Genomic DNA, 24,512 nt, shown 5'->3' with positions numbered 1-24,512 from the left:
AGAGTGACAAGATAAAACACGAATTGTATCTGCGTATAGCAGGTACGACCAAGGTCTCAATTCTAATATCTCCATACTTATTACTAAAAAAAGTATTACTTTTGCAAACTGTTTGGTTTTTTACCTGCTGTTCTAACTATGTGCGATAATTTACAACATCCAATATTTTCTATAATCAAAGAGCTCGCCGAGCAGACAAATACCGAGTGTTATGTCATTGGGGGGTATGTACGCGACTACATGATGAAGCGTCCATTTAAAAATGATGTAGATATTGTTGTTGTGGGAAGCGGTATTGAATTTGCAACCTTGTTGGGCGAAAGACTGCATACGAAAGTTGCTGTTTACAAAAATTTTGGAACAGCAATGCTCGTGTTTGAGGGGATAAATGTAGAGTTTGTGGGGGCGCGTCGCGAATCTTACCGCGCCAATTCGCGGAAACCAATTGTAGAGGATGGTACCTTGACCGACGATCAAAACCGCCGTGATTTTACCATCAATGCCATGGCTTTTTCATTGAATAAGACTGACTATGGGGCTTTGGTAGATCCATTTGATGGCCTAAGTGATCTTGAACATCGTATTATCCGAACACCGCTCGATCCAATTGAAACTTTCTCGGATGATCCCTTACGCATGATGCGGGCGATCCGTTTTGCGACCCAACTAAATTTTAAGATTGATATTGAGGCCATTAAAGCAATAACAGAGACAAAAGAACGCATCAAGATCATTTCGAAAGAGCGGATTATCGATGAAATCAATAAAATCATTCTTTCACCGAAACCCTCGCTAGGTTTTAAATATCTTTTTGATACAGGTTTATTGGAACTGATTTTCCCTGCCATGTACAACTTGCATGGCGTGGACATTATTGATGGAAAGGGGCACAAGGATAATTTCTACCATACATTGGAAGTATTGGATAACGTGTGTGAACTGTCCGGTGACCTGTGGTTGCGCTGGGCGGCTATTATGCACGATATCGCCAAACCGGCGACAAAACGTTTTGATAAGAAGATAGGCTGGACATTTCACGGGCATGAAGACCGTGGTGCACGTATGGTGCCGAAGCTTTTTGGCGAATTGAAACTGCCGCTGAATGAGAAGATGAAATTTGTACAGAAACTCGTGCAACTGCATCTTCGTCCGATAGTTTTGGCACAGGATATTGTGACGGATTCAGCTGTCAGACGTTTGTTGTTTGAAGCAGGTGATGACATTGATGCCCTGATGATGTTATGTCATGCCGATGTGACAACGAAGAATGAGTTTAAAAAGAAAAAGTACCGCCAGAATTTTGAGCTTGTCAAGCAGAAACTAAAAGATGTAGAGGAACGTGACAAGATCCGAAACTGGCAGCCTCCGATCAGTGGCGAAGATATTATGACACTTTTTGGATTAACACCGGGGCGTGTCGTCGGACAGTTGAAAAATCTGATCCGTGAAGCTATTCTGGAAGGTGAAATTCCAAATTCCAGGGTCGAAGCTTATCAATATCTGGTAAAAAAAGCTGGAGACATGGGCTTGGCGGTCAAACAAGAAATCCCGTTGGAAATTTCCAATTCTTAAAATATAGTATTAATTTTAAACTGCTAAAAAGAAGAATACATAGAAGATGGCAATTTATAGATTTAGAGTTACTTTTGAAGATTATGAAGATGTGTATCGTGAAATCGATATGCCTTCCAAAAGTACATTTTTAGACATGCACGAGGAAATCCATAAAACGACAGGTTATGCTGCGGATGCTTCTTCCTCTTTTTACGTGAGCAATGACCAATGGAAAAAAGGGACAGAAATCGCATTTAAGCCAATACAGCGAAAAAAAGATGCTGAGGTCCTGTTAATGGAGAATATTCGCCTGAGTAAGTTTATTGATGATCCACACCAAAAGTTTTATTATATCTATAATTTTGACCGTCCTTATGATTTTCAGGTTGAACTGATCAAGATCCTAAAAGAAGAAGCAGGCAAGGAGTACCCGGCATTATTTAAATCTGTTGGTCAGGTACCTAAAACAATGACTGCGGCTAATTTCCCTGTGTCGGATTCGGTCGAAGAAGATGAATATATTGAAGAAGATGACACGCAATATGGTGTGGATGACGAGGACGAATTAGATGGCTTTGACAGTGAAGACGAAGATGAGGAGGGCGAAGGCGAAGAAGAACGTGAAGGGTCCAACGGCTACGAAGACGAATATTAATTGAAAAATGCTTTCAATGCATCTTTGCGCATTTGAAGCAGATATTATGGCAAAAAAGAAAACACTGATAGCCATTGTAGGTCCGACTGCTGTTGGAAAAACTGCAATGGCTATTTCATTGGCTCAATATTTCAATACCGAAATTATTTCTGCCGATTCACGGCAGTTCTACCGGGAGATGAGCATTGGTACAGCAAAGCCAGATCCGGAAGAGCTGGCTAGTGCTCCGCACCATTTTATAAATTCACATTCCATTACCCAAGATTATTCCGCGGGGGATTTTGAACGGGAGGCTTTGCTCAAGTTGGACGAACTTTTCAAGCAACATGATGTGGTTATCATGGTTGGCGGGTCTGGGCTTTTTGTGCGTGCACTCTGTGAGGGACTGGATGACCTTCCGAAAGCTGGGGATGAGGTCCGTGAAAGGCTCAACAACGAAATGATCCAATTGGGACTTGAACAGATGAAGGAGCGGTTAAAAACAATTGATCCGGCCTATTATCAGATCGCCGATGTAGATAACCCACAGCGGGTGGTTCGTGCTTTGGAAGTATTTGAGGCAACAGGCAAACCCATGTCATTCTATCATAAAAAAGACATGGAGAAAAGACCATTTGATATCCTGACAATAGGCTTAAATATGGATCGTTCCCAATTGTATGCCCGGATCAATCTTCGGGTAGACCGGATGATGGAAACAGGATTGCTGGCCGAAGTAAAGTCATTGGCTCCTTATAGGAGTAAACCGGCTTTGTTGACGGTAGGGTATGCGGAGTTGTTCGACTACCTTGACGGAAATATCACCTTGGAAGAAGCTGTGGATAAGATCAAGCAAAATTCAAGGCGTTACGCAAAGCGGCAGATTACCTGGTTTAAAAAATATGGAGATACCTGTTGGTTTCAACCTACTGAGACTGCTGCGATTATTGAGTTTATAAACAGCAAGTTAGCTGATGACAAGGAAAAGAGCTAGTTGTATCTAATGACAATTTATCAAAGGACTTAAAGCCAATAAACTGGGATGGGATTGTGCGCTGATCCCTTAACGAAAAATGAGTCAATAAAAGACAAACAAGCGTAAAAAAAGGCAATTGGTGATTACCAACTGCCTTTTTTTATTGCGGATAACCTGTTTATTTTACCAGGTAGTTCCATCCAAATGGATCATCTACTTTGCCGTAGCGTAATTCATTCAGGTAATTTAATACTTTATTGGAGAACTCGCGGCCTTCTACTGGCGGCAGGTTATAATCTTGTCCTTCAAATCCAATGCGGCTAATGTGCGTAATCGTTGCAGCTGTTCCCGCAGCAAATGCTTCAGTCACTGTTCCTGCTTTGATGCCATCGATAAGCTCTTGTACGGATACCTTACGTTGTTCGGTTTTATAACCCCATTTCTCCGCCAATTCCATAATTGTACGACGGGTTACACCATGTAAGATGGTATCACCGTGAGGCGTAATGATCGTATCACCGATACGGAAAATTAAGTTTGCGGTACCGGCTTCTTCGATATACTTGTGTTCAGCGGCATCCGTCCACATGATTTGATCGTAGCCTTCATCGTTAGCCAATTGCGTTGGATAAAGCGATAATGCATAATTACCCGCATTTTTCGAGAAACCAACACCACCTTCAGCTGCACGGGTATAGTAAGTTTCAACTTTTAAACTGATTGGTTTACTATAGTAAGCACCTACCGGGCCAGTGATAATGATAAATTTGTATGATTTGGACGGATGCACACCTAAGGCACCTTCAGTACCAAACATAAATGGACGTATATATAAAGAAGAACCTTCTTTAGCCGGAACCCAATTGCGGTCAATATCCAATAGTTTGTTTAGACCATCCATAAAAATTTCCTCAGGAACCTCTGGCATCTGTAGACGAGCTGCAGATTTGTTAAATCTTTCCCAGTTTCTGTCGGGACGAAAGATACTCACTGTACCATCGGCAAATTTATAGGCCTTAATGCCTTCAAAGATTGCTTGACCATAATGTAAAGCAGACATCGAAGGACTGATGCTGATATCTCCGTAAGGGACGATGCTGACATCTTTCCATTCACCATCATCATAGTCTGCGACCAGCATGTGGTCGGATAATATCTTTCCGAATTTTAGATTGTCGAAATCTACTTGCGAGAGTCTTGAATTTTGAGTTGGCTCTACGCGAATTGAATAGTTCTCTGTCGCGTTCATCTTATTTTTTATATTACTTAGGCTAAGTTAGGAAAAATTGAAATATAAAACGCACTTTGCTATGATAATTTCCCGTTCAGAAAAATGCCTTTTATTTCGGACAGTCATTCTCCAATTTACTACACTTCTGCTATGAAATTGAAAAATAAATGGGGGGAATTTCCAAAAGAGGGCTGCTGTTGATTAAATGTATTAATTTTATGTTAATTAACGCTGTTTCTTTATTTATGGCATAAAGTTTGGCAATAAAGACTGCGATCATAGATGGGCAAAGGATCGCTAACGCTATAAAATCACTTATCATAAAATAAACTTAGTATGGAATTGACTCACCGTCTTAACAAAAGCAATGAAGTAACATCGGGTGAAACTCGCGAATTGTTACAGCGGGATGTTGAAATTCAAAAGAAAGGTATTTCTGTGAATTTTATCCTTGGTTTTTTTGTGTTTTTGTATAAAACTGCAATCAAACCCTAAAACAAAAAGAGATTAGCCAGGATGGTATTGTAAAATCCTGGCTAATCTCCCAAAGTATGACCTTCCGGTCAGCTCTCCAAAATTTTTAAAAGTGGGTCCAGATATTCTCTGTTATTGCTCAATCGAGGAACCTTATTCTGTCCACCTAATTTGCCTCTAGATTTCATCCACTTATAAAAAGTATCTGTCGGTGCATTATGAACGATTGGCGGTCGCAGTGCCATGTTCTTAAATCGTTTTGCATCGTAATCCGAATTGATTTCCCGTAGCTTAGCATCCAATATTTCACAAAAACGCTTAAAATCGTTGGGTTGCTGTTCAAATTCAATGACCCATTCGTGTGCTCCGGCTTCGGCATCTTTAAAATATACCGGACCTGCAGTATAATCTTTTATACGTGCATGTGTTAATTTGCTTGCTTCGGCCAATGCTTGTTCGGCATTGTCAACGATTACTTCTTCACCAAATGTATTGATAAATTGTTTTGTACGTCCGGATATCTGAAAACGATAGGGGGATAGGGAGGTGAATTTGATCGTATCACCTATTTTATAGCGCCATAGGCCAGCATTCGTAGAAATGATCAAAGCATAATTCTTGCCGATTTCTACCTGATCCAGGCGTAGCGTAGTCGGGTTTTCCTCATGCATGCGTTCCGTGGGAAGAAATTCGTAATAGATCCCATAATCCAACATGAGCAGGAGATCTTCAGAATCCGATTCATCCTGTAAACCAAAATACCCTTCAGAGGCGTTATAGTTTTCTAGATAGTACATCCTATCCGAAGGAATCAGCTTATGGAACTGCTCGCGGTAGGGTTTAAAGCTCACACCACCATGACCATAAAATTCCAGATTTGGCCATACTTCCAGGAGATTGTCCTTACCTGTGATTTCCAATATGCGTTTGGCCATCACGATATTCCAGGTGGGTACACCGGCCAGGCTGGTGACATTTTCTTTGATGGTGATCTGTGCGATTTGCTCTATTTTCTCTTCAAAATTCGGATTTAAAGTGACCTCCATATTGGGAGTCCGTTTGAATTCCGCCCAAAAAGGAAGATTGCGGATCAAGATTGAAGATAAATCGCCATAATAGGAGTCCGGACTAAAGTTGTTGATCTGCGAGGAACCGCCAATGACAACAGATTTTCCTGTAAAAACGCGGTTTTCAGGCCTATTGTGGCAGTATATTGTCAACATATCCTTGCCGCCTTGAAAGTGGCATTCTTCCAAGGCCTCCTCACTCACCGGTATAAATTTGCTGCGGTCAGAAGTTGTTCCAGAAGATTTTGCAAACCATTTGATGTCCGAAGGCCACAAAATATTCTGCTCCCCCTTGATCATTCGGTCGACATAACCTTTAATATCTTCATAGTCCTGTATAGGTACACGCTCTTTGAAGATTTCGGGTGTAAGTATACTGGTATAATCGTATTTTTTTCCCCATTCCGTAGCCTCGGCAGTGGAAATTAAACTCTGGAACCATTCTTCTTGTACATCGTGGGGATATTTCATGAAAAGCTCGATCTGATGAATCCTTTTTTTCATGAACCAAGTAAAAATGGAGTTTAATAGGGCCATAGAGGGTATTCGTTATGCTTTAAAATTTTTTCCTTCTTAATTCAAAATGACGACCGAGGTAGAATTTGCGTGCCAGCTCATTATCGGCAATTTCTTCCGGTGTGCCCGTAAGCATGATCTTTCCTTCGGTCAAAAGATAAGCTCTGTCCGTAATGGACAAGGTTTCCTGTACGTTGTGGTCGGTGATGAGAATACCAATATTACGTGTTTTGAGTTTCGCAACGATCGTTTGTATTTCCTCTACGGCAATCGGGTCAACCCCTGCAAAAGGCTCATCCAATAAGATAAACGATGGATTTGCCGCTAGGGCCCTGGCGATTTCCGTACGGCGGCGCTCCCCCCCGGACAAAAGATCACCCCTATTTTTACGGACACGGTGCAGACTGAATTCGGATAGCAGTTCTTCCAGCTTGGCCATGCGTTCTTCTTTGTTCGGGTAGTGGATCTCCAATACCGCAAGGATATTATTCTCCACAGATAATTTTCGGAAGACAGACGCCTCCTGAGCCAGATAGCCTATTCCACGTTGCGCACGCTGATACATCGCATCTTGTGTGATCTCTTGGTCATCCAGGAATACTTTACCCTCATTGGGCTTGATCAGTCCAACAATCATATAGAAGGATGTTGTCTTTCCGGCCCCATTTGGCCCCAATAATCCGACAATTTCTCCTTGCTCCACATGAAAGGAAACGTTGTTGACAACTGTACGTTGCTTATATTTTTTTATGAGATGTTCTGCCTTTAAAATCATCTTCTTGATTTATCTTTTCGCTATATTGTTCTTTCCTTGAGCATCTGTTCCCTCTCAGCTATCAAAAAATAGCTCACACTCACTCCGATAAGAGAATTGCTGTTGGAACATTTTCGTACAAATCTATGGTAAATATATTTAATATCTTTTTAGAATTAAGTATTTAGATGTTAGTATTTAGATCTGAAGAGTGCAGCTATTTTAAGAATCTCTCATATGCATTATCCAGATTAAAAAAACTAATATTGGATTCCTTTGATATTTAGCTGCAAGTTTCTTTTATTGCGCCACACGTTCTCTTCGATGCTATAACAGATATCGAAACTCTGTCCCGAATTGATATGGTCGATATGTTCTGCTAATCCAAAACCGATGCAATCAAAAGATGCGGAATCTTCCTGGACAACGGTCATTTTTAAATGATTTGTACCTACCGGGAAAGCCGGCCCCACTGAACTCACCTTTTTGCTCAGGAAAATTGGTGATTCATTTTGCGGACCGAAAGGTTCAAATTGTTGAAGTATACGGAAAAACTTGGCGTCTATATCTTTCAGATGAAGCTTAGCATCGATCTGAATTTCCTGTGTCAGCATTTCGGGGCTAATCCGTCGGGCGACAACCTCTTCAAAGCGATCCTGAAACAGACTGACATTGTCGAGTGACATCGTCAGTCCAGCCGCATATTTGTGGCCTCCAAACTGCTCGAGCAGGTCAGCGCATTCGCTCAGTGCTTCATACAAATCAAATCCGATCACCGATCGGCAGGAACCCGCGATATGACCATTTGTTTCCGTCAATATAATTGTGGGACGGTAATATTTTTCGGTCAATCGGGAAGCGACAATACCGATGACACCCTTATGCCAGTCGGATTTGTATAATACGGTAGATTTACGGCTCTTGAGAACTACGTTATCCTCAATCAGTGCCAGCGCCTCTTCGGTTATTTTGAGGTCAAAATCCTTGCGGACATTGTTTTGGTCATCAATGCTCGAACTAAAGTCTTTTGCTTCCTGTAAGGATTTTGAAATTAATAATTTGACAGCATCCTTGGCATGGTCAATGCGGCCGGCAGCGTTGATCCGTGGGCCGATCTGGAAGACAATATCATTGACCGTAAAGATCTTGGTTCTATTGTTGGATAAGTCAATCAAGGCTTTTAATCCCACACAGGGATTAGAGTTGAGCTTGATCAGTCCGAAATGGCTTAAGATCCTATTTTCCCCCGTAATTGGGACAATATCTGACGCAATACTGACGGCAACCAGATCCAAAAACTGATAACAGGCATTGATATCCATGCCATTGATCAGAATAAAAGCCTGGATGATCTTGAAGCCAATGCCACAGCCCGAAAGTTCCTTATAGGGATAATCACAATCTGCGCGTTTTGGATCCAATACGGCAAAAGCCTTCGGAAGTTCGTCGCCAGGGAGATGGTGGTCGCCAATGATAAAGTCTATTCCCTTTGTGTTGGCATAGTCGATTTTATCAATAGCCTTAATCCCGCAGTCCAATGCGATAATTAAAGAAAAACCATTGGCAGCGGCGTAATCAATGCCCTGGGTGGATATGCCATAACCTTCCGCGTAACGGTCGGGAATATAAAATTCCAATTGACTATGAAATTCTCTGAAAAAGCTATAGACTACGGCGACAGCGGTGGTACCATCCACATCGTAATCGCCATAGATCAGAATCTTTTCTTTGTTGCCGATAGCCTGAATGATTCTGGCAATGGCCTTTTCCATATCCTTCATCAAAAAAGGATCGTGCAGATCGGACAATTGAGGTCTAAAAAACTGTTTGGCTTCGTCAAAACTTCCAATTCCCCTGTTGACGAGCAACTCTGCTAACACAGCGTTGATATTTAATTCCTCGCGCAGTTTGTTGGTTATTTTGACATCAGTTTTAGATTTTAGTACCCACCTTTTTTGCATATCTTTGCACAATATTTTAAGTGTAAATATACGTTTTAAGGCTGGACTTACCTAATTCCTAAACCCGGTATTGGCCACCCGTCGCTTAACGTGCATATTCCCAATGTTTTAAATATGGTACAGGCATATTCTTTATATGAAGGTTCTTTTTCCGTTGATAAAAGTAGAAAATTTGTTCCCTTTGATCCTTCTGTGGATGACCCAAAAGATAGACCGGGTTCCATGTTTATTCATGTCCATCCTTTTTTGATCAAAACTGCCTCAGGTATTGTGCTCTGTGATACCGGCTTGGGGCATACCGATGACCGCGGTGTGCTGAAGTTGCACAACAATATCCGCAAATTGGGTTATGAACCCGATGATGTAAAATATGTGTTGATGTCACATTTGCATAAAGATCATGCCGGTGGTATGGTAAGTATGGAAAGTGGCTCCCCTCGCATTGCATTTCCAGAGGCTGAATATATTGTGCAGCGGGGAGAATGGGAGGATGCTTACTCCGGAATTTCCGCGTCATACCGTACCGAGATTTTTGATGTTGTCCAACGGAGTGGAAATCTGGTGTTGGTCGAAGGTGAGGGCCAGGTAAACGCAGAGATCAGCTATTCGCATAATGGCGGACACACGGCACATCATCAGGCCTTTCATATCTGTAGCGACGGACAGCATTATTTTTTCGGAGGTGACGTACTGCCTGAGCCAGAAGAAATTGTTCATAACTACGTTGCCAAATACGATTTTGACGGAAGACGCTCCAAAGAGCTGCGGCAAGCGTACTGGGAAGCGGGAGCTCCAGCGGGCTGGATCTTTCTGTTTTACCATTCGAAAGGGATTACTCTTGGACAGGGGCAGCAACGTCCAGATGGTAGCTACAAACTGATCGAGGCAAAGTAAGATCGCTTTAAGCTCGTTTTTCTGATCTTTTTTTAGTATTTTGGGGATATCTGCTTGTTCAATATCCTGATGCTACGTGTGGAGGATTCGTTTAAGATTAAATTTTTGGTTAAATTTGTTTTTGGTAAAACGGCGTTTTTGCCGTTATTATTGGTATTTATTTAAATAGAAGATTATGTCTATTGTAAGAGAGTCCGATCTGATTGGAATTGGTAAGAAATTTCAAATTGAAACCGATGCGGGAGACAATATGGTTGTTGTGATCCACGATGATGGTCGGCGGGAACTGTATCGCTATGATGACGAAGAGCATGAATCACGTTGCGTAATGACACTCAATGATGATGAATCCCGTCAGATAGCGGGTATTATAGGCGGTTTGTCCTATAAGCCGAAGGCTTTGGAAACAATTGAAGTCGCATTGGATGACTTACGTATTGAGTGGTACAAGCTGGAAGGCAAATGGGAAGGAGCAGGGAAAACAATCGGAGAGCTGGAGGTACGACAACGTACTGGAGCTTCCATTATTGCTGGGATTAGAGACGATGAAACGGTCATCAATCCAGGGCCTTCTTATCTGATTACGCCGGGCACCACCTTGGTCATTGCCGGAAAGAAAAACAACATCAAACTTTTAAAGGAAATTTTACTGTAATCTATGCTATCACATACCTTAATACTGGAAATTGGAATCGCTGTCGGACTTGTCGCTATTGTTGGATTGATTGCCAACAAGCTTAAGTTTTCCGTTATTCCCTTTTTCATTATTATTGGGATGGTATTGGGACAGCATGCCCCCCAGATCGGGTTGGTGGATCTGACATTTACCGAAAGCAAGCCCTTTATAGATTTTATGGGCAGGCTAGGGGTATTATTTCTTCTATTTTATCTGGGGCTGGAGTTTTCAGTCAATCGGCTTATTAAGTCTGGTAAAGCCATCGTAACGGGAGGAACAATCTATGTACTGCTCAATTTTACCTCGGGGCTGCTGATTGGCTGGCTAATGGATATGCCTTTTAAGGAGATGATGGTGCTTTGTGGTATTATGACCAGTTCTTCGACGGCAATTGTTGCTAAGGTGCTCACAGATCTCAAACGGACCGCAAATCCGGAGACTGAGGTCATCATGGGAATGATCATGTTTGACGATCTGTTTATTGCGATGCATATTTCCTTTTTATCAGGACTGATATTGACGGGGAGCAGCTCCTTTTGGACGGTAGCGGGGACTTCCCTGTTGGCATTGGGTTTTATCCTTGCCTTTTTGGTTTTGGGTCGTAAGCTGGTTCCGGCCATCGACCGTTTGTTGAAGGAGAAAACTTCTGAACTATTTATACTGGTCATTTTTGCGCTGCTTTTTATCGTTGCCGGATTTTCAGAAACCATCCATGTCGCGGAGGCCATTGGTGCATTGATGGCGGGATTGGTACTGGCTGATTCGCAGTATATCAAAAAAATTGAAGCCATGGTATTACCTTATAAAGACTTCTTTGGGGCAATGTTTTTCTTTAGCTTCGGGCTGTCGATAGATATTATGTCATTGGGAGGAGCAGTTTTTTGGGCTTCAATAGCTGCTTTGGTCACAGTGATGGGAAATCTTGCCTCGGGTTATTTTGCGGCTAAATTTTCCGGAATGAAACCGAAAACATCGTTTGACATTGGCTTTACCTTATCCGCACGTGGAGAGTTCTCCATTATTATGGCCAATATCGGTAAAGCAGGGGCTTTACTCCCTGTTATCCAGTCGTTCGTCGTGGTTTACGTGTTGATCCTTTCCATTGTGTCGCCCCTGTTGACCAAAGAGTCCCGTAAGCTATGGAAACTGCTGTTTGGAAGTGATGCCAATACAGCCAAACCGCTGAAGAAATTGAGCGATCTGGAAAATAACAGTACCGGGTAATTCCAATCTTTTTTGCGATACCTCTTTCAGCGTTGCGATATGTTTAAAATGGTATTATAATAAAAAATGCCTCCTAAATTAGTTTTTGGAGGCATTACATATTTTTAAGGATGACTATAAGAACCCAAGCTCAAGTTTTGCTTCTTCGGACATCATTTCTTTGGTCCAGGGTGGATCAAAAGTCAATTCGACCAAGGCTTCTTTGACTCCCTCGACTCCGGCAACTTTTTCCTGTACTTCGTTCATGATCTCTCCTGCCACGGGACAGCCCGGTGCTGTCAGTGTCATGACGATCTTTGCAGTGCCATCTTCCTTGGTGATAATTTCATAAACCAGCCCCAGGTCCACAATGTTGGCAGGCTTTAATTCGGGATCATAGATCGTCTCCAAAACAGCTTGGATTTGTGCTGCCAAACCCAGCTTATCCATTATTATAATGCTCATTTGTTCAGTTTTTTATCTTCGATAGCGTTTTTATAGACCGCTAATAGTTTGCTCTCATTTAGTTCAGGAGTAAAATTACTAAAATAATAGGCTATACAGGTCTTTCTTATCTCATCTTTTTCATCCATTGTTTTGTTATTCCATCGGGCGAGACAGGCTGCAATCTGGTCTTTATTGTGCGGGTCGAATGTCTCACCCGTTTTATTTGGGATAATCATTTCTGGCAGTGGCCCAAGGTTTGAACAGACGACCGGTGTTCCAACGGAATAGGCCTCAAGGATAGTGATCGGCATTCCCTCGAAACAGATGGAGGGAACGACTAGGGCCTGTGCGGCAGCAACCAATGGTAAAATCTCGCTCCGGGACTTAAAGCCTAGATAATGGATGTTGGCATGACCTGTTATCCGCTTTTTGACCTCTTCCTCGAGCGGACCGCCGCCGATAATGTGTAGCTCCAGTTCCTTGCCTTTCAGGGATTCAATCAGATTTAATATTCCCTTTTCGTCAGATAACCGGCCTACATAGATAAAATAAGGTTTTGGCTCTTCCGCCGGTAAAGTTGAAGGGAAAACAAAATTGGCTTTTACTTCAAATTTTTCGGCCGGTACCCCCAATGTGGAATCTACAAATATCGTCTTTGCAAAGCTGCTTAAATTAATATAGCGGTTAACTTTTTGCCAGGTGCCTATCTTGCGGTGAAACCAGTAGTTAAACGCAAGTAGAAATGTTTTGATGGCTGAATCATTAAATGCTTTTTCTTTGATGGCTGTCCAGGGAAAGTCCTCTTGGAGTGAATCAAGAAACAGGTGATTATGGTGGTATAGTGTTGCCGAGGGGCAAAGTAATCTAAAATTGTGCAGGGTCATCACCTGTGGAATACCTTGTTTGGCGATCGTGCGTATTAAAATTGGGCCAGCCGCATAATGTGTATTATGGAGATGGACGATATCCGGTCTAAATTCGCGTATTGCTTTTTTCACTCTATTTGCAGCGAAAATATTCCAGATCGAGCCCAAGGTCTGGAAAGCTCCGCGCCAGCCTTTTTTATTTTGAAAAGTCAGGGTCCTGACCTGATGGTCCTGTGCGAGAAGTGATGATTCCTGTTGAAAGACAGTATCTTCTCCACCCGGTGTTTGATAGTATGTATGGATAATCAGTATGCGCATAACAAAAGACTTATGCAAAGGTACGATTTTGACCGGAATGCTTTGAGCGGTACAAAATTGCCATTTCTATATGATTATTGCTATATTCGCATGATTCGATCGTAAAGATATATGCAACATTTACAACAGCTCGTGATAGCGGCGATAGAGACAAGTCAATTTCCCGAAACTCCAACAAATTTATATGATCCCATACGGTATATATTGACTTTGGGCGGTAAGAGAGTTAGGCCAGTGCTAACATTGATGGCAGCCGAGTTATTCGGTATGCAAGAGATGGACGAAATTATTCCAGCGGCAAAGGCTGTGGAATTTTTTCACAATTTTTCCTTGATACATGACGACCTGATGGATAAGGCACCTTTGCGACGGGGAAAAACCACTGTCCACGAAAAATGGGATGCAAATATTGCTATTCTGTCCGGGGATGGATTATTGGTCAAGGCTTACGAGGAAATATCCAAATGTAATCCGGTTTATCTGCCCGCAACCCTACGGATCCTCAGCAAAGTGGCGATGGAGGTCTGTGAAGGTCAACAGTTGGATATGGACTATGAAAGCCGTGCGTCACTGCTGATGGACGAATATTTGGAGATGATCCGTTTGAAAACATCTGTACTTCTGGGGGGCGCATTGCAGCTTGGTGCTATTCTTTCCGGAGCGAACGAGGAGCAGCAACAATTGATCTATGATTTTGGGGAGAATGTTGGCTTGGCTTTTCAGTTGCAGGATGATATATTGGATGCTTATGGTAATCCCGATACTTTTGGCAAAATCGTTGGCGGCGATATTATGATCAATAAAAAAACTTTTCTACTGGTCAAACTGATGGAGGTCATTGCAGCGGAGGATGTTCCGTTGATGCAGCGTTTGTTAAACGCAACGGTGGATGAGATTCCGACAAAAGTTGAAGCCATGCTTGGCTTATATGATAAGTATCAGGTCAGGAAATCGGCAGACGAATTAAAGGATATATATACACAGCGGGCATTCGAAAAAATGGATGCTTTGGATGTACCAAATGAACGTAAAGAAGCGTTACTACTGTTAGCAAACAATCTTTTGGTGAGACAGCAGTAGAGAGAATTTCTATTAAAATTCGTATTTTGCCAATAAATGGTTATTTTGTACTAAATAATTAAATAAATTTTAAATAACGTTCATGGATCCTTTAAAAATCACGGTATTTCAGGCATATTTATTCTGGGAAAATATTGAGAAAAATCTGAATAATCTGGCGTTGCGACTTTCATCGTTACGCGAGAAAACCGATTTGATCATTTTACCGGAGATGTTTAATACAGGGTTCACGAACAACGTTGAAAAATGTGCCGAACCGGCCAACGGCCCTACAACGAGATGGTTGTTTGAAATGGCAAGTTCATTAAACTGTGTGGTCGCGGGCTCCTTGATCATTGCGGAGGACGGAAAATATTACAACCGCTTTCTTTGGATGTTTCCTGATGGCAAATATGTGAAATACGATAAACGCCATCTTTTTGGCCTATCCAAGGAGAGTGAGTATTTTGAAGCAGGCAACGAACGTATTTTGGTCGATATTAAAGGCTGGAAAATATGCCCCATGATCTGTTATGACCTGCGGTTCCCGGTATGGTCCAAAAATCAAAATGCGGCCTACGATATTCTAGTTTATACGGCAAGCTGGCCGGACAAGCGTTCAGCACATTGGCGAGCACTAATCCCTGCACGTGCCATTGAAAACCAAGCTTATGTTATTGGCGTAAACCGTGTCGGACACGACGGCAATGACATCTATTACTCCGGGGGATCAATGTGTATATCACCTCTTGGGGATGTGGTTTATTATAAGCCTGAAGATGAAGATTTATATACCTTCACGTTAAATCCCAATGACTTACTGGAGGCCCGGGAGAAATTCCCATTTTTAAAAGATTCGGATTCATTTACAATCGGATAACACTTTCTTTCTAGGGGATTCCCGCTAGAATTAGGTATAAAGACAAGCAATTTATTTTGTTTGTCTCCTTTTTTATGCTTAAATTCAGTTTACTATAAATCGCTTATGATGATTTATTAACATCTATTTATTGCATGTTGATAAAATTTGTTTGACACAACTGTAGAAAAACGTAATTTAGGCTAAGTATTAGCCAAAATAAGTTTAGTTTTTTTTGTCTTGATTTGAGCATAATATTTATCAGCAACTTAAGTTGCGTAAACAACCATAACCATTATTTATATGTTAGACCAAGATTTAATATCGCAAGAGTATTTTTATAATTTCCTGACCGGAAAATATTCAATTGCTGTTATGCGGAGATTGCAGCGCAATCTCAAGGAGGCGGGGCTCAGTATTACTTCAGAGCAATGGAGTATTATGTACAATCTGTGGGTAGAGGAGGGGCTGACCCAACAGGAGCTGGCGATTCGGACATTCCGGGATAAACCCAGTGTCACACGCCTGATCAACAACCTGGAGCGGCTTAATCTGGTGATCCGTGTCAACGATAAAAACGATAGACGGTCGAATTTGATCTACTTGACCAAAATCGGAAGAAAGATGAAAGAAGAAGGTATGAAGCAAGCCAACAATACGATCGAACAGGCTTTGGGGGGATTGACCGAAGATCAGATTGCACTTTCGCATACCACGCTACATCGCGTATTATTCAATTTGAAATAGTACAGTGCGGTGGTTGTGAATCACACGTATTAAGAAATTATCTGGACCTAAAGTCCAATAGGGGAAAAGAAAAAAACAAGAAGCCCTCAGTCTTAGCAACGACTGAGGGCTTCTTGTTTTTTCTGCTATTAAGGAATTAATCTTCGAATAGCTTGCTTTCAAAGTCCGTATGGCTATTGACCAATTTTCCTTCTGTACCAAAATAGATTTCCTGGAAACTTAATGTGCGTATCGCATCTACTTTGCGGTAAAATTTATCTGCCGAAACATCGGATAAGGTTTTGAATCCACAGGCTTCCATAATCTCTACTGTAGCCCGTAACGTATTGCGGTGAAATTGCGCGACACGGACATACTTATCGTTTACATCCAGTCCTTTGTACAGGTGCGGTTGCTGTGTTGCAACACCTACAGGACAAACGTCTTCATTACATTTCAGGGCCTGAATACAACCTAAGGCGAACATCATTCCACGTGCACTATAACATGCGTCAGCACCCAATGCGATAACTTTTAGGATGTCGAAACCCGTAACAATACGGCTTGATACAATGACTTTAATGTGTTTTTTCAAACCAAATGCAATCAGGGTTTTGGTTACAAATGCCAATGCATCATATAGCGGCATTCCCAGGTTATCCGTAAATTCCAGCGGTGCAGCACCCGTACCGCCTTCAGATCCGTCGACCGAAATAAAGTCTGGGAAGATCTGTGTATTTTGCATGGCGTGACAGATGTCCATAAACTCGTTTTTGTCGCCGATACATATTTTAAATCCGATCGGTTTTCCACCTGACAGATCACGCATTTGTTGGATGAAATGCATCATTTCTGTTGGCGAAGAGAAAGCACTATGTGCTGGTGGGGACATAACATCCGTTCCGGGGATGACGTGACGTATCGCGGCAACTTCAGGTGTATTTTTGGCTGCCGGTAGGATACCACCGTGACCAGGTTTCGCACCCTGAGAGAGCTTGAGCTCGATCATTTTTACGTTCTCACGGTTTGATTTTTCACGGAAAAGTTCAGGGTCAAATTTACCTTCTGAATTACGGCATCCAAAATAACCGGTACCGACCTGCCAGATCAAATCACCGCCGTTGTTATGGTAATCACTGATACCACCTTCACCGGTATTGTGGGCAAAATTCTGCAGTGCGGCTCCCTTATTTAAGGCTGTAATCGCTGTTTTGCTCAATGCACCGTAACTCATTGCGGAGATATTGAAGACACTTAAGCTATAGGGTTTTTTACAGGCTTCATTTCCAACTTTCGTTCGTAAGTCGTGATTCTCAATATGACAGGGAAAAACAGAATGCGCAGCCCACTCATTACCCACGGCCTGCGGATCTGTTTGCATACCAAATGCAACTGTCTCGCGTTGGTTTTTTGCCCGTTGATAAACAATGGAACGCTGTCTTCGATTGAATGGGCGACCATCCATATCCGATTCCCAGAAGTATTGCCTTAATTCGGGACGAATGGATTCGAAAATATAACGAAAGTAGCCAACCAAAGGATAATTGCGTAGAATCGCATGTTTGGTTTGGAAACTGTGGTATAAGGCGATTAATAATAAAGGAAATGGAATGATCAATAACCAAAACCAGCTTGATGTAAATATAAAGCCAAATGATACAATGATTAAATTAATCACAATCATTATTGAAATAATGAGTTTTCTAACTTCCATAGAAAATACGATTGTTTAGTTTTAATTCGCTATTTTAATGTTTAGTCCAATTGAATAGATTACTGCTCAATTAGCATTCCAAAATGCGCTTTTGGACACAGCAAATGTACTAAAGTTCCCTAAGTAAATAGTTATATTTACTATGCCCGAATAAGTTTTGATAAGTTTATAAATGTTTCTAACAAACTATTTTCTTTTAGTAATCTGATGCGACAAAAGTTGATAGATTTGCTGTAAATCTGGTTTATTGCTAATAAATTTCAAATGTTTTTGCTGTGTGGTCTCGTCTCCCCGAATTGCCGGACCTGTCTGAACTGTTATTGGAATGTGGTTTTGAACCTTTTCTGCCGTTTCCAAAATAATAGGTTTGACCAGGTCAAAGGGAAGATTGTGCTCCGCTAACAGTTCATAGGCAAACTGGTATAGGATATTCGAGAAATTATTGACCAGCACGGAAGACAGATGGATGGCTAGCCGTTGCTGTGAATCGCAGTGGATACTTCGGGAGGAAAAGGTACGTGCTAGTCCAAGTAAAGCCTCCGTTGTGTTTGCATCATTGCCTTCTACACAAAATGGAATAAGCGAAAAGTCCACAATCTTGTTTTTGGAAAGCGATTGTGGTGGATAGACCACGCCATACTTCTTAAAACGGCTCAATATAGCCATATCGCTCGCGCCAGAACAATGTACAACAATTCCGTTAATGTCCTGTGGCATCCCGTCTACCACGGTAGGAATAGCCTGATCAGCTACCGCAATCAGATAGAGGTCAGCATGCGGTAGCAGTTGGGATAGATCGTCTGTACCTGGACATTGAAGTGCAAAGGCCAATGCATCCGCATTGGCCTTTGTTTTACTATAGATTTGAACGATCTGATGTCCTAGCTGTTGAAACGCTTTCCCGAAATGTGTTGCGGCATTTCCGCTTCCTAAGATAACAATGTTCATTATTTTGCTAGTTTTCGTTTTTCCTCTTTATTTCTTCTGACAATAGACATGATGAAACCAATGGTCATGACAATCGTTCCGCACCAAAAGAAGTTGATGTATGGGAATTTGATCGCCTTAAAGACCACCCATTTTTTCTCAGGCAAAGGTTTTTGATAAACCATGATTTCGAGTTTATCTTTATCCGGTTTGATACCTGTAAACCTAAATTTAAGACCTTGATCTGTGACATCTTTATTGAAATCATAAACTCCACCGTCTTTGATCAAATAAATAGGTTGTACTTCATATTGTTTGTTATCCGCTGAAAAAACCTTGATTTTTAGCCCCACCATCACATCATTAGGGCCTTTCGGGATTTTTTCCAGATGTGCATCCCTGTTAAGTCCTTCGATTACATAGTAACCATTGCGGTAACGTAGTGTATCGCCAATATTGACTTCGTATGTTGCAGGTTCTTCATAATCTTCAAAGCCTGTTTTCTCCTCGGCGGCCACTTTTGCATGTTGCGCCTGGCTTTCCGCTGCCGCTGCCGTGATCAGGGTATATACATCATGGGTAATGTAATGTTTGGTCGCCGGAGTACCGATCAAACCGCCCATTTTGGCGTTGTTTTGTGCGAAAGGCTGAAGGATAAATTCTTCTTTCACTTTACCCGTTTCCTCATCGACACGTTCGTATTTGATCTTGTAATAGGTATTCGGGGCAACGATACTATCACCGATGTAGGTGATTTTATATTCCCCCATCTGTACGGGCTGGCCTTCAGTTAAGAATAAGTTTTCCCCCGGTTTTTCAACTTTGTCAAAACCCGATACGGCAATGTATCCGGTATTGTTGACCGAGATAACCTCATTTGTCGCGGCGGCAACCATTGCGCCGATCAACAATAGGCCGAAGCCTATATGGGCTACCGAAGAACCTGCCAGTTTCCATTTACCTTTGACTGCGTCACCAAGCACCCGGATATTGGCCAGAATACAGAAGATACTGGCAAAGGTGATCAGGATGTAGATCAGGTTGCTGTAGGTTTTGGTAAAATAAGAAATAATTGCTGTCAGGATAATGGCAATAACCAGGGAAGCGACGGTAGACGCTAAAAACTTGCGGCTATCAGTGCGCTTGTATTTTAGAAACTGTGTAAATCCGGTCATGATCATGACAATAACCGCGAATCCGGATTGCCATTTATTATAATGTTGGATCGGTTCTAAAGGCGGAGCAACCTTGGTTCCAAAGATTTTGTTAAATACAGGAATAGAAGTAGAGGCAATAATCTGTGCGCAGGCAACAGTCAGCACCAACGCACCGATAAATAACCAGAATTCTCTGGAATAGATATCTTCATCTTTTTCTGTAATCGGCATTTCCTTCTTTTTTACAGCAAGAAAGACCACCATAATTGCCAAAAATGCGACATTGAAAAAGATCAATTGTCCGCTCATCCCCAAATCGGTGAAGGAGTGTACGGAGGTCTCGCCAAGGATACCACTACGCGTTAGGTAAGACGCATAGATGACCAGCACAAAGCTGATCATGGCTAGGAATGTAGCCGTAAAATACGAATGCCCAGAGTTTTTATAGGCAATCATAACGTGTACCGCTGCGATTAAGGTAAACCAAGGAATAATAGATGCATTTTCCACTGGATCCCAGGCCCAGAAACCACCGAAGTTGAGCGCTTCATAAGCCCAGAATGAACCCATAATGATACCGGCACCTAGAATCATGACCGCAAATAGGGCCCAAGGCAAAGCGGCATTGATCCATTCTTTATAACGTTTGGTCCATAATGCCCCGGTAGCGTAAGCGAAAGGTACAATCATGGAAGCAAAACCAAGGAATAGGGTTGGTGGGTGAATCACCATCCAATAATTTTGCAGGAGTGGATTTAAACCGTTACCGTCTGTAATCAACGAGAGGTAATTGGCTTGTTTTAAGATCGGAATATCCATCGCATCACGTAATAGGATAAATGGAGAACTGCCGATACGTAACCCAAAAAGTTCTACCCCCACGATCATAGATGCCAAAAATGCCTGACATAACATCACGAAGGTCATCACGGAATTTTCCCAGCTTTTGGCTTTGAATAGCAATATCGCGCCCAATACCGTTTGCCAGAACATCCAGAGCCAGAAACTTCCTTCCTGTCCCTCCCAAAAGCTGGAAATGATATAATATGTTGGTAAAGTCTTGGACGAGTGTGCCCAAGCATAGTTATACTCAAATAAATGATTGTAGATGATATAAAATAAGGTTGAACCAATGGCTACAACAGAAATCGCATTAATCCAGAATCCAATGCGGGCGATTTTTTTCCATGAAGTCTCTTCAGGGTTTTTAGTCGCGAAAAAATAGGCGATACAAGATAAAAGTGCGGCACCAAAGGAAAGAACAATAAAAAATTGTCCGATCTGCCCAGGAAGCAGGTGCTCACCAACGTAATTAACGTCCATTGAAAAATTGATTTTACAGATTAATTATTGAAAGCTGTGGCATTGATTTCCGTCACGACCGATTTATCGTTGTATTTCGATGGACACTTCATCAATATTTTACTTGCTCTAAACACATTCCCGTCCATTTTGCCAGTCAATACAATCTGTTCTGAACGCTCGATGTCCTGCGGTTTCGCGCCTCTGAATATAACTTCACATTCTGTACCGTCATTGTCGTACATGAAAAAGCTGAATTTGTTGGCATCTGTTTTCGGATCATAGTGAAGTGCCTTATCCTTATTGAGCTGGCCGACCACATATAGTTCTGTTTTCTTTTCTTTTGCCTCGGTAAATGTCGAGTAGGTACTTGAATCTGTATAGATCACAAGTATCATGGCAATAGCCACTGCAATAATAGCGATTAGAATGATGGAACTTTTTTTCATTAGTATTATTTGTTTTTATTCGGCGAAGAAACTATCCTAAGGAATTGCTCGATTATGATCTGAACAGGCTATGCCTTATGACAATTTCATTCGTATGATTTACTTTACGCTTTTGTGGCGACCTTCAATGCCACCTTTAAGTTTCCCTTCAAGGATTACGTATTCAACAACAACTAGTGCATTACTTACCACCGTTTGGCAATCACTGACACTTAATCGAATGCAAAATTACAAATAGATTTGCGAAGAAAGGAATAATGCAAGTTTTCGACATTATTTATATTTGTTCTAAATAGCTGGTTGTCCCCAAAAAAATAAGGGATATTTGGATGCTTTTGAATAATTTAAGTTGAGATTTAATATTTTATTGCAGTTTATATCGCATGAATTTTACAATTGCCTGTTAGTATGAAAGTTGCGTTGCGGTCTTTACTGCTCCTATATGGAGTTATATTTCCATTTTTTTTGGTTTTTGGCCAACTGCGCTTGCGCAACCAAGAAGTTTCCCTTCAAAATGACAATGATGTCTATCTATTGATCGGCCAGGATCGATATTATACCAACGGGATCAATGTCAATTACCGTATTGCATTACCCGCCGGTGGAGCATCAGCGATTTCGAATACTGTATTGGACTTTGAGGTTGGACAGCGCATCTACAATGGAATCAGTATAATAGATTATCGTAAACAGTATAAGAAATATGACCGGCCATTTGCAGGCTATCTGTATTTGAGTGCATCGGGAACGCGCTTTTTGAAAGCCGATCAAGTGCTTGAACTTAAGGTCGAATTGGGGCAGATCGGCTCCCGGTCTTATGGAGAGGAAGCGCAAAAGTTTATCCACCATCTTTTTGGAATGTATGAGGCAACAGGTTGGGATACCGCATTGCGCAATGCCTTTGGTGTGGATCTACAGGCGAAATACCTGAAAGGAATTTATCGGGATCAGGCTCGCACATTCGATCTCGGCATCATGGGTAGGGGAGCATTGGGAATGAACAATACCAATATCGAGGTTGGAGTTCCAATCCGTGCCGGTAAACTTAAGGCTTATCGAACCTCGACCTTCACCCATGGGCATTTAACAGAAGCTAGAGGGGAAGACGATAAAGAATGGTATTTTGTTTATCAACCCAGCCTGGCCCGGATATTTTATAACTCAACAATAGAGGGCGGACTGGGGAAAGACGATCCCGTTGCCGATTTATACCGTATAGAGCCCTGGATGATCAGTCATCGCGTAGGTTTCAGTTGGTCAAACCACAAGATCAATTACGGTATTAATTATATTTTCAATTCCAAAGAACTTAAGTCGGTATTTCATCGACACCAATATGGACAGTTATTTTTTGCGTATCGGTTTTAACCAAGGTCGGGAATATTTTCCGCTAAGGGATCCGAAAGTTTCTGTCCCATGAGCCTGGCGGTCAACATGGCTGCAACGGTATCGCCGGTTGCGTTGAGCATGGTGGCTAGGGGGTCTACCAATGTTGCGATGATCATAATGGAAGGAACGACTTCTGTAGGCATCTGATAAACGGAGATGATCAGCATTTCGCCGATATAGCCACCATTTGGAATGCCACCGGCCACGATACTGACCAAAAGGGTGATTCCAACAGCCATGACCAGATTGGTCGGATCAAAGAAATCTTTTCCACTTAGCAACAAAGCAATATAGATCTTAAAAATGCAAGAGATGGCGGAGCCATGTTTGTGCAGGGTCGTGCCCAGGGGGATGACTACGCTCGCGACGGTATCGGGTATGCCAATTTGTTTGGCGGCCAGTAAGTTGGCTGGCATAGTGGCGAGGCTGCTGCAGCTGCTAAGTGCGGTCAACGAAGGTAATATATTATTTTTCCAATAGCGTTTGACTCCTTTTAGCCCAAAGGCAAGAAAAGCAAATAAGCTAAACAGTGTAAAGAAATAGAAAAGGCCGAAGATATAATACAGACCAATGGGTTTTGCGTAAAAGCCAAAGAGCTGTGGGCCAAGTGTGCCAACCTGATAGGCAAAATAAGCCCCTAATCCAACAGGTGCCAGCTTCATCACCATTACCAATAAATTGCCCATGACAGCATTTCCAGCGTTGATAAATTTTCGGAACATATCCGCGGAGCTGCCAGATCTGCGCGTGGCGATACCCACTAAAAACGAGAATATAACAAAAGCCAACATATTCTGGCGCGACAATAAGCTTGAAAATTCACTAACGGTCAGGAAGCGGACCATTTTTTCACCCCAGGAATCCTGTGTAGCCGTGTCGATGATGTCCTTTGCTTGTTCGATAGGGAGGTCCGAGCTGACGGGGAACAGATAGAGGAAGATAATGCTTGTAACTCCGGCAACCACGATACCGACTACAAATACAAAGGACATCATGCCAATGATACGTCCCAGTACACTGTCACCTTCGATATTGGCGACAGACGAGGCTATTGCAAAAAAGACCAATGGAATGACACTCACAAAGAGCAGGTTCAGGAAGATATCCCCAATCGGTTTCAGGTTGTTCACCACATGTGGAAAAAATACTCCTATTAAACTTCCGATACTGATGCCAAGAAGCAGTAACAAGATGCTGCCATAGTTCCGTATAAAAGTTTTTGCTGAGTATTCCATTAGGTTTTCTGATTGTTTCGTGTTTATGACGCTAAAATAATCTATTTATCTATTATTTCCATTTAACCTTGGCATAAAGATTAATTGACATTTATTCAAGCTAGCTTTTTATCTTTGAGCGGAT

The 24,512-nt window shown here is 42.0% G+C and carries 22 protein-coding genes; 11 read left to right on the top strand and 11 right to left on the bottom strand.

All coding sequences use genetic code 11. The features are described from left to right. Window positions 1-138: 138 nt before the first annotated feature. Genes ABDW32_RS22075 through miaA form a run of 3 tightly spaced genes read left to right on the top strand, consistent with a single transcriptional unit; the run spans window position 139 to window position 3,182 of the window. Entirely contained in the window at window positions 139-1,572 is a 1,434-nt protein-coding gene (locus ABDW32_RS22075; protein ID WP_343565988.1) for an HD domain-containing protein, read from the top strand. A 46-nt stretch (window positions 1,573-1,618) separates the two neighbouring features. Beyond that, complete coding sequence (locus ABDW32_RS22070; RefSeq protein WP_343565987.1) at window positions 1,619-2,209, top strand: hypothetical protein; 591 nt, start codon at window positions 1,619-1,621, stop codon at window positions 2,207-2,209. A 46-nt stretch (window positions 2,210-2,255) separates the two neighbouring features. Next, entirely contained in the window at window positions 2,256-3,182 is a 927-nt protein-coding gene (gene miaA / locus ABDW32_RS22065) for a tRNA (adenosine(37)-N6)-dimethylallyltransferase MiaA (protein WP_343565986.1), read from the top strand. 160 nt (window positions 3,183-3,342) lie between these two features. Here miaA and ABDW32_RS22060 read toward each other — a convergent pair whose 3' ends face one another. After that, the gene (locus ABDW32_RS22060; protein ID WP_077438819.1) at window positions 3,343-4,413 is read right to left on the bottom strand and encodes a branched-chain amino acid aminotransferase; all 1,071 of its coding nucleotides are present in this window, start codon (window positions 4,411-4,413) and stop codon (window positions 3,343-3,345) included. Window positions 4,414-4,731: 318 nt separating this feature from the next. Here ABDW32_RS22060 and ABDW32_RS22055 point away from each other — a divergent pair, with 318 nt between their 5' ends. Next, the gene (locus ABDW32_RS22055) at window positions 4,732-4,890 is read left to right on the top strand and encodes a hypothetical protein (RefSeq protein WP_167457296.1); all 159 of its coding nucleotides are present in this window, start codon (window positions 4,732-4,734) and stop codon (window positions 4,888-4,890) included. A 68-nt stretch (window positions 4,891-4,958) separates the two neighbouring features. On the opposite strand, the gene ABDW32_RS22050 is transcribed toward ABDW32_RS22055, so the two are convergent. The 3 genes from ABDW32_RS22050 to recJ form a co-directional block, all read right to left on the bottom strand. Further along, complete coding sequence (locus ABDW32_RS22050) at window positions 4,959-6,473, bottom strand: GH3 auxin-responsive promoter family protein (protein WP_343565985.1); 1,515 nt, start codon at window positions 6,471-6,473, stop codon at window positions 4,959-4,961. Between the two features lie 19 nt (window positions 6,474-6,492). Beyond that, on the bottom strand, window positions 6,493-7,227 hold the full coding sequence (lptB, locus tag ABDW32_RS22045) for an LPS export ABC transporter ATP-binding protein (protein WP_104383903.1): 735 nt from the start codon (window positions 7,225-7,227) through the stop codon (window positions 6,493-6,495). Between the two features lie 239 nt (window positions 7,228-7,466). Continuing rightward, a complete protein-coding gene (gene recJ, locus ABDW32_RS22040; RefSeq protein ID WP_343565984.1) occupies window positions 7,467-9,167 on the bottom strand; it encodes a single-stranded-DNA-specific exonuclease RecJ in 1,701 nt (566 codons plus the stop codon). Between the two features lie 114 nt (window positions 9,168-9,281). Here recJ and ABDW32_RS22035 point away from each other — a divergent pair, with 114 nt between their 5' ends. The 3 genes from ABDW32_RS22035 to ABDW32_RS22025 all read left to right on the top strand — a co-directional run bounded on the left by ABDW32_RS22035 (window position 9,282) and on the right by ABDW32_RS22025 (window position 11,961). Continuing rightward, complete coding sequence (locus tag ABDW32_RS22035; RefSeq protein WP_343565983.1) at window positions 9,282-10,061, top strand: MBL fold metallo-hydrolase; 780 nt, start codon at window positions 9,282-9,284, stop codon at window positions 10,059-10,061. Between the two features lie 175 nt (window positions 10,062-10,236). Then, complete coding sequence (locus ABDW32_RS22030; RefSeq protein WP_077438826.1) at window positions 10,237-10,716, top strand: cation:proton antiporter regulatory subunit; 480 nt, start codon at window positions 10,237-10,239, stop codon at window positions 10,714-10,716. Between the two features lie 3 nt (window positions 10,717-10,719). Further along, window positions 10,720-11,961 (top strand): cation:proton antiporter, encoded by a 1,242-nt coding sequence (locus ABDW32_RS22025; protein WP_343565982.1) that lies wholly within the window; start codon window positions 10,720-10,722, stop codon window positions 11,959-11,961. Between the two features lie 114 nt (window positions 11,962-12,075). Here ABDW32_RS22025 and ABDW32_RS22020 read toward each other — a convergent pair whose 3' ends face one another. Beyond that, entirely contained in the window at window positions 12,076-12,405 is a 330-nt protein-coding gene (locus tag ABDW32_RS22020; RefSeq protein WP_343565981.1) for an iron-sulfur cluster assembly protein, read from the bottom strand. Then, window positions 12,402-13,571, bottom strand: coding sequence for a glycosyltransferase family 4 protein (locus ABDW32_RS22015; RefSeq protein ID WP_343565980.1), 1,170 nt, complete (start codon window positions 13,569-13,571; stop codon window positions 12,402-12,404). The genes ABDW32_RS22020 and ABDW32_RS22015 overlap by 4 nt, the downstream gene beginning before the upstream one ends. A 111-nt stretch (window positions 13,572-13,682) precedes the next feature. Here ABDW32_RS22015 and ABDW32_RS22010 point away from each other — a divergent pair, with 111 nt between their 5' ends. The 3 genes from ABDW32_RS22010 (at window position 13,683) to ABDW32_RS22000 (ending at window position 16,236) form a co-directional block, all read left to right on the top strand. After that, a complete protein-coding gene (locus ABDW32_RS22010) occupies window positions 13,683-14,651 on the top strand; it encodes a polyprenyl synthetase family protein (protein ID WP_077438830.1) in 969 nt (322 codons plus the stop codon). Window positions 14,652-14,733: 82 nt separating this feature from the next. Continuing rightward, window positions 14,734-15,510: an amidohydrolase gene (locus tag ABDW32_RS22005; protein ID WP_343565979.1), complete on the top strand. Its 777-nt coding sequence runs from the start codon at window positions 14,734-14,736 to the stop codon at window positions 15,508-15,510. A gap of 282 nt (window positions 15,511-15,792) precedes the next feature. Beyond that, window positions 15,793-16,236 carry a MarR family transcriptional regulator gene (locus ABDW32_RS22000; RefSeq protein ID WP_343565978.1) on the top strand — a complete coding sequence of 148 codons (444 nt, stop codon included), beginning with the start codon at window positions 15,793-15,795 and terminating at the stop codon, window positions 16,234-16,236. A gap of 136 nt (window positions 16,237-16,372) precedes the next feature. On the opposite strand, the gene ABDW32_RS21995 is transcribed toward ABDW32_RS22000, so the two are convergent. The 4 genes from ABDW32_RS21995 to ABDW32_RS21980 form a co-directional block, all read right to left on the bottom strand. Continuing rightward, window positions 16,373-17,929, bottom strand: a complete 1,557-nt coding sequence (locus tag ABDW32_RS21995; protein WP_343565977.1) for an FMN-binding glutamate synthase family protein — start codon at window positions 17,927-17,929, stop codon at window positions 16,373-16,375. Between the two features lie 186 nt (window positions 17,930-18,115). After that, the gene (locus ABDW32_RS21990; RefSeq protein WP_343565976.1) at window positions 18,116-18,877 is read right to left on the bottom strand and encodes a Rossmann-like and DUF2520 domain-containing protein; all 762 of its coding nucleotides are present in this window, start codon (window positions 18,875-18,877) and stop codon (window positions 18,116-18,118) included. Further along, window positions 18,877-21,336: a cytochrome c biogenesis protein CcsA gene (ccsA, locus tag ABDW32_RS21985; RefSeq protein ID WP_343565975.1), complete on the bottom strand. Its 2,460-nt coding sequence runs from the start codon at window positions 21,334-21,336 to the stop codon at window positions 18,877-18,879. Before ccsA ends, ABDW32_RS21990 begins: the two co-directional genes overlap by 1 nt. A 20-nt stretch (window positions 21,337-21,356) precedes the next feature. Further along, window positions 21,357-21,764, bottom strand: coding sequence for a cytochrome c maturation protein CcmE (locus ABDW32_RS21980; protein WP_077438836.1), 408 nt, complete (start codon window positions 21,762-21,764; stop codon window positions 21,357-21,359). 408 nt (window positions 21,765-22,172) lie between these two features. Here ABDW32_RS21980 and ABDW32_RS21975 point away from each other — a divergent pair, with 408 nt between their 5' ends. Continuing rightward, complete coding sequence (locus tag ABDW32_RS21975) at window positions 22,173-23,132, top strand: lipid A deacylase LpxR family protein (protein ID WP_343565974.1); 960 nt, start codon at window positions 22,173-22,175, stop codon at window positions 23,130-23,132. Here the strand turns inward: ABDW32_RS21975 and ABDW32_RS21970 are convergent. Then, on the bottom strand, window positions 23,129-24,388 hold the full coding sequence (locus ABDW32_RS21970) for a dicarboxylate/amino acid:cation symporter (RefSeq protein WP_343565973.1): 1,260 nt from the start codon (window positions 24,386-24,388) through the stop codon (window positions 23,129-23,131). The genes ABDW32_RS21975 and ABDW32_RS21970 overlap by 4 nt on opposite strands. Between the last annotated feature and the right edge of the window lie 124 nt (window positions 24,389-24,512).

The sequence above is a fragment of the Sphingobacterium sp. genome, from assembly GCF_039596235.1.
Taxonomy (GTDB): domain Bacteria; phylum Bacteroidota; class Bacteroidia; order Sphingobacteriales; family Sphingobacteriaceae; genus Sphingobacterium.
Note: the sequence above shows the minus strand (reverse complement) of the source record. Positions and strands in the feature narration are given on the sequence as shown.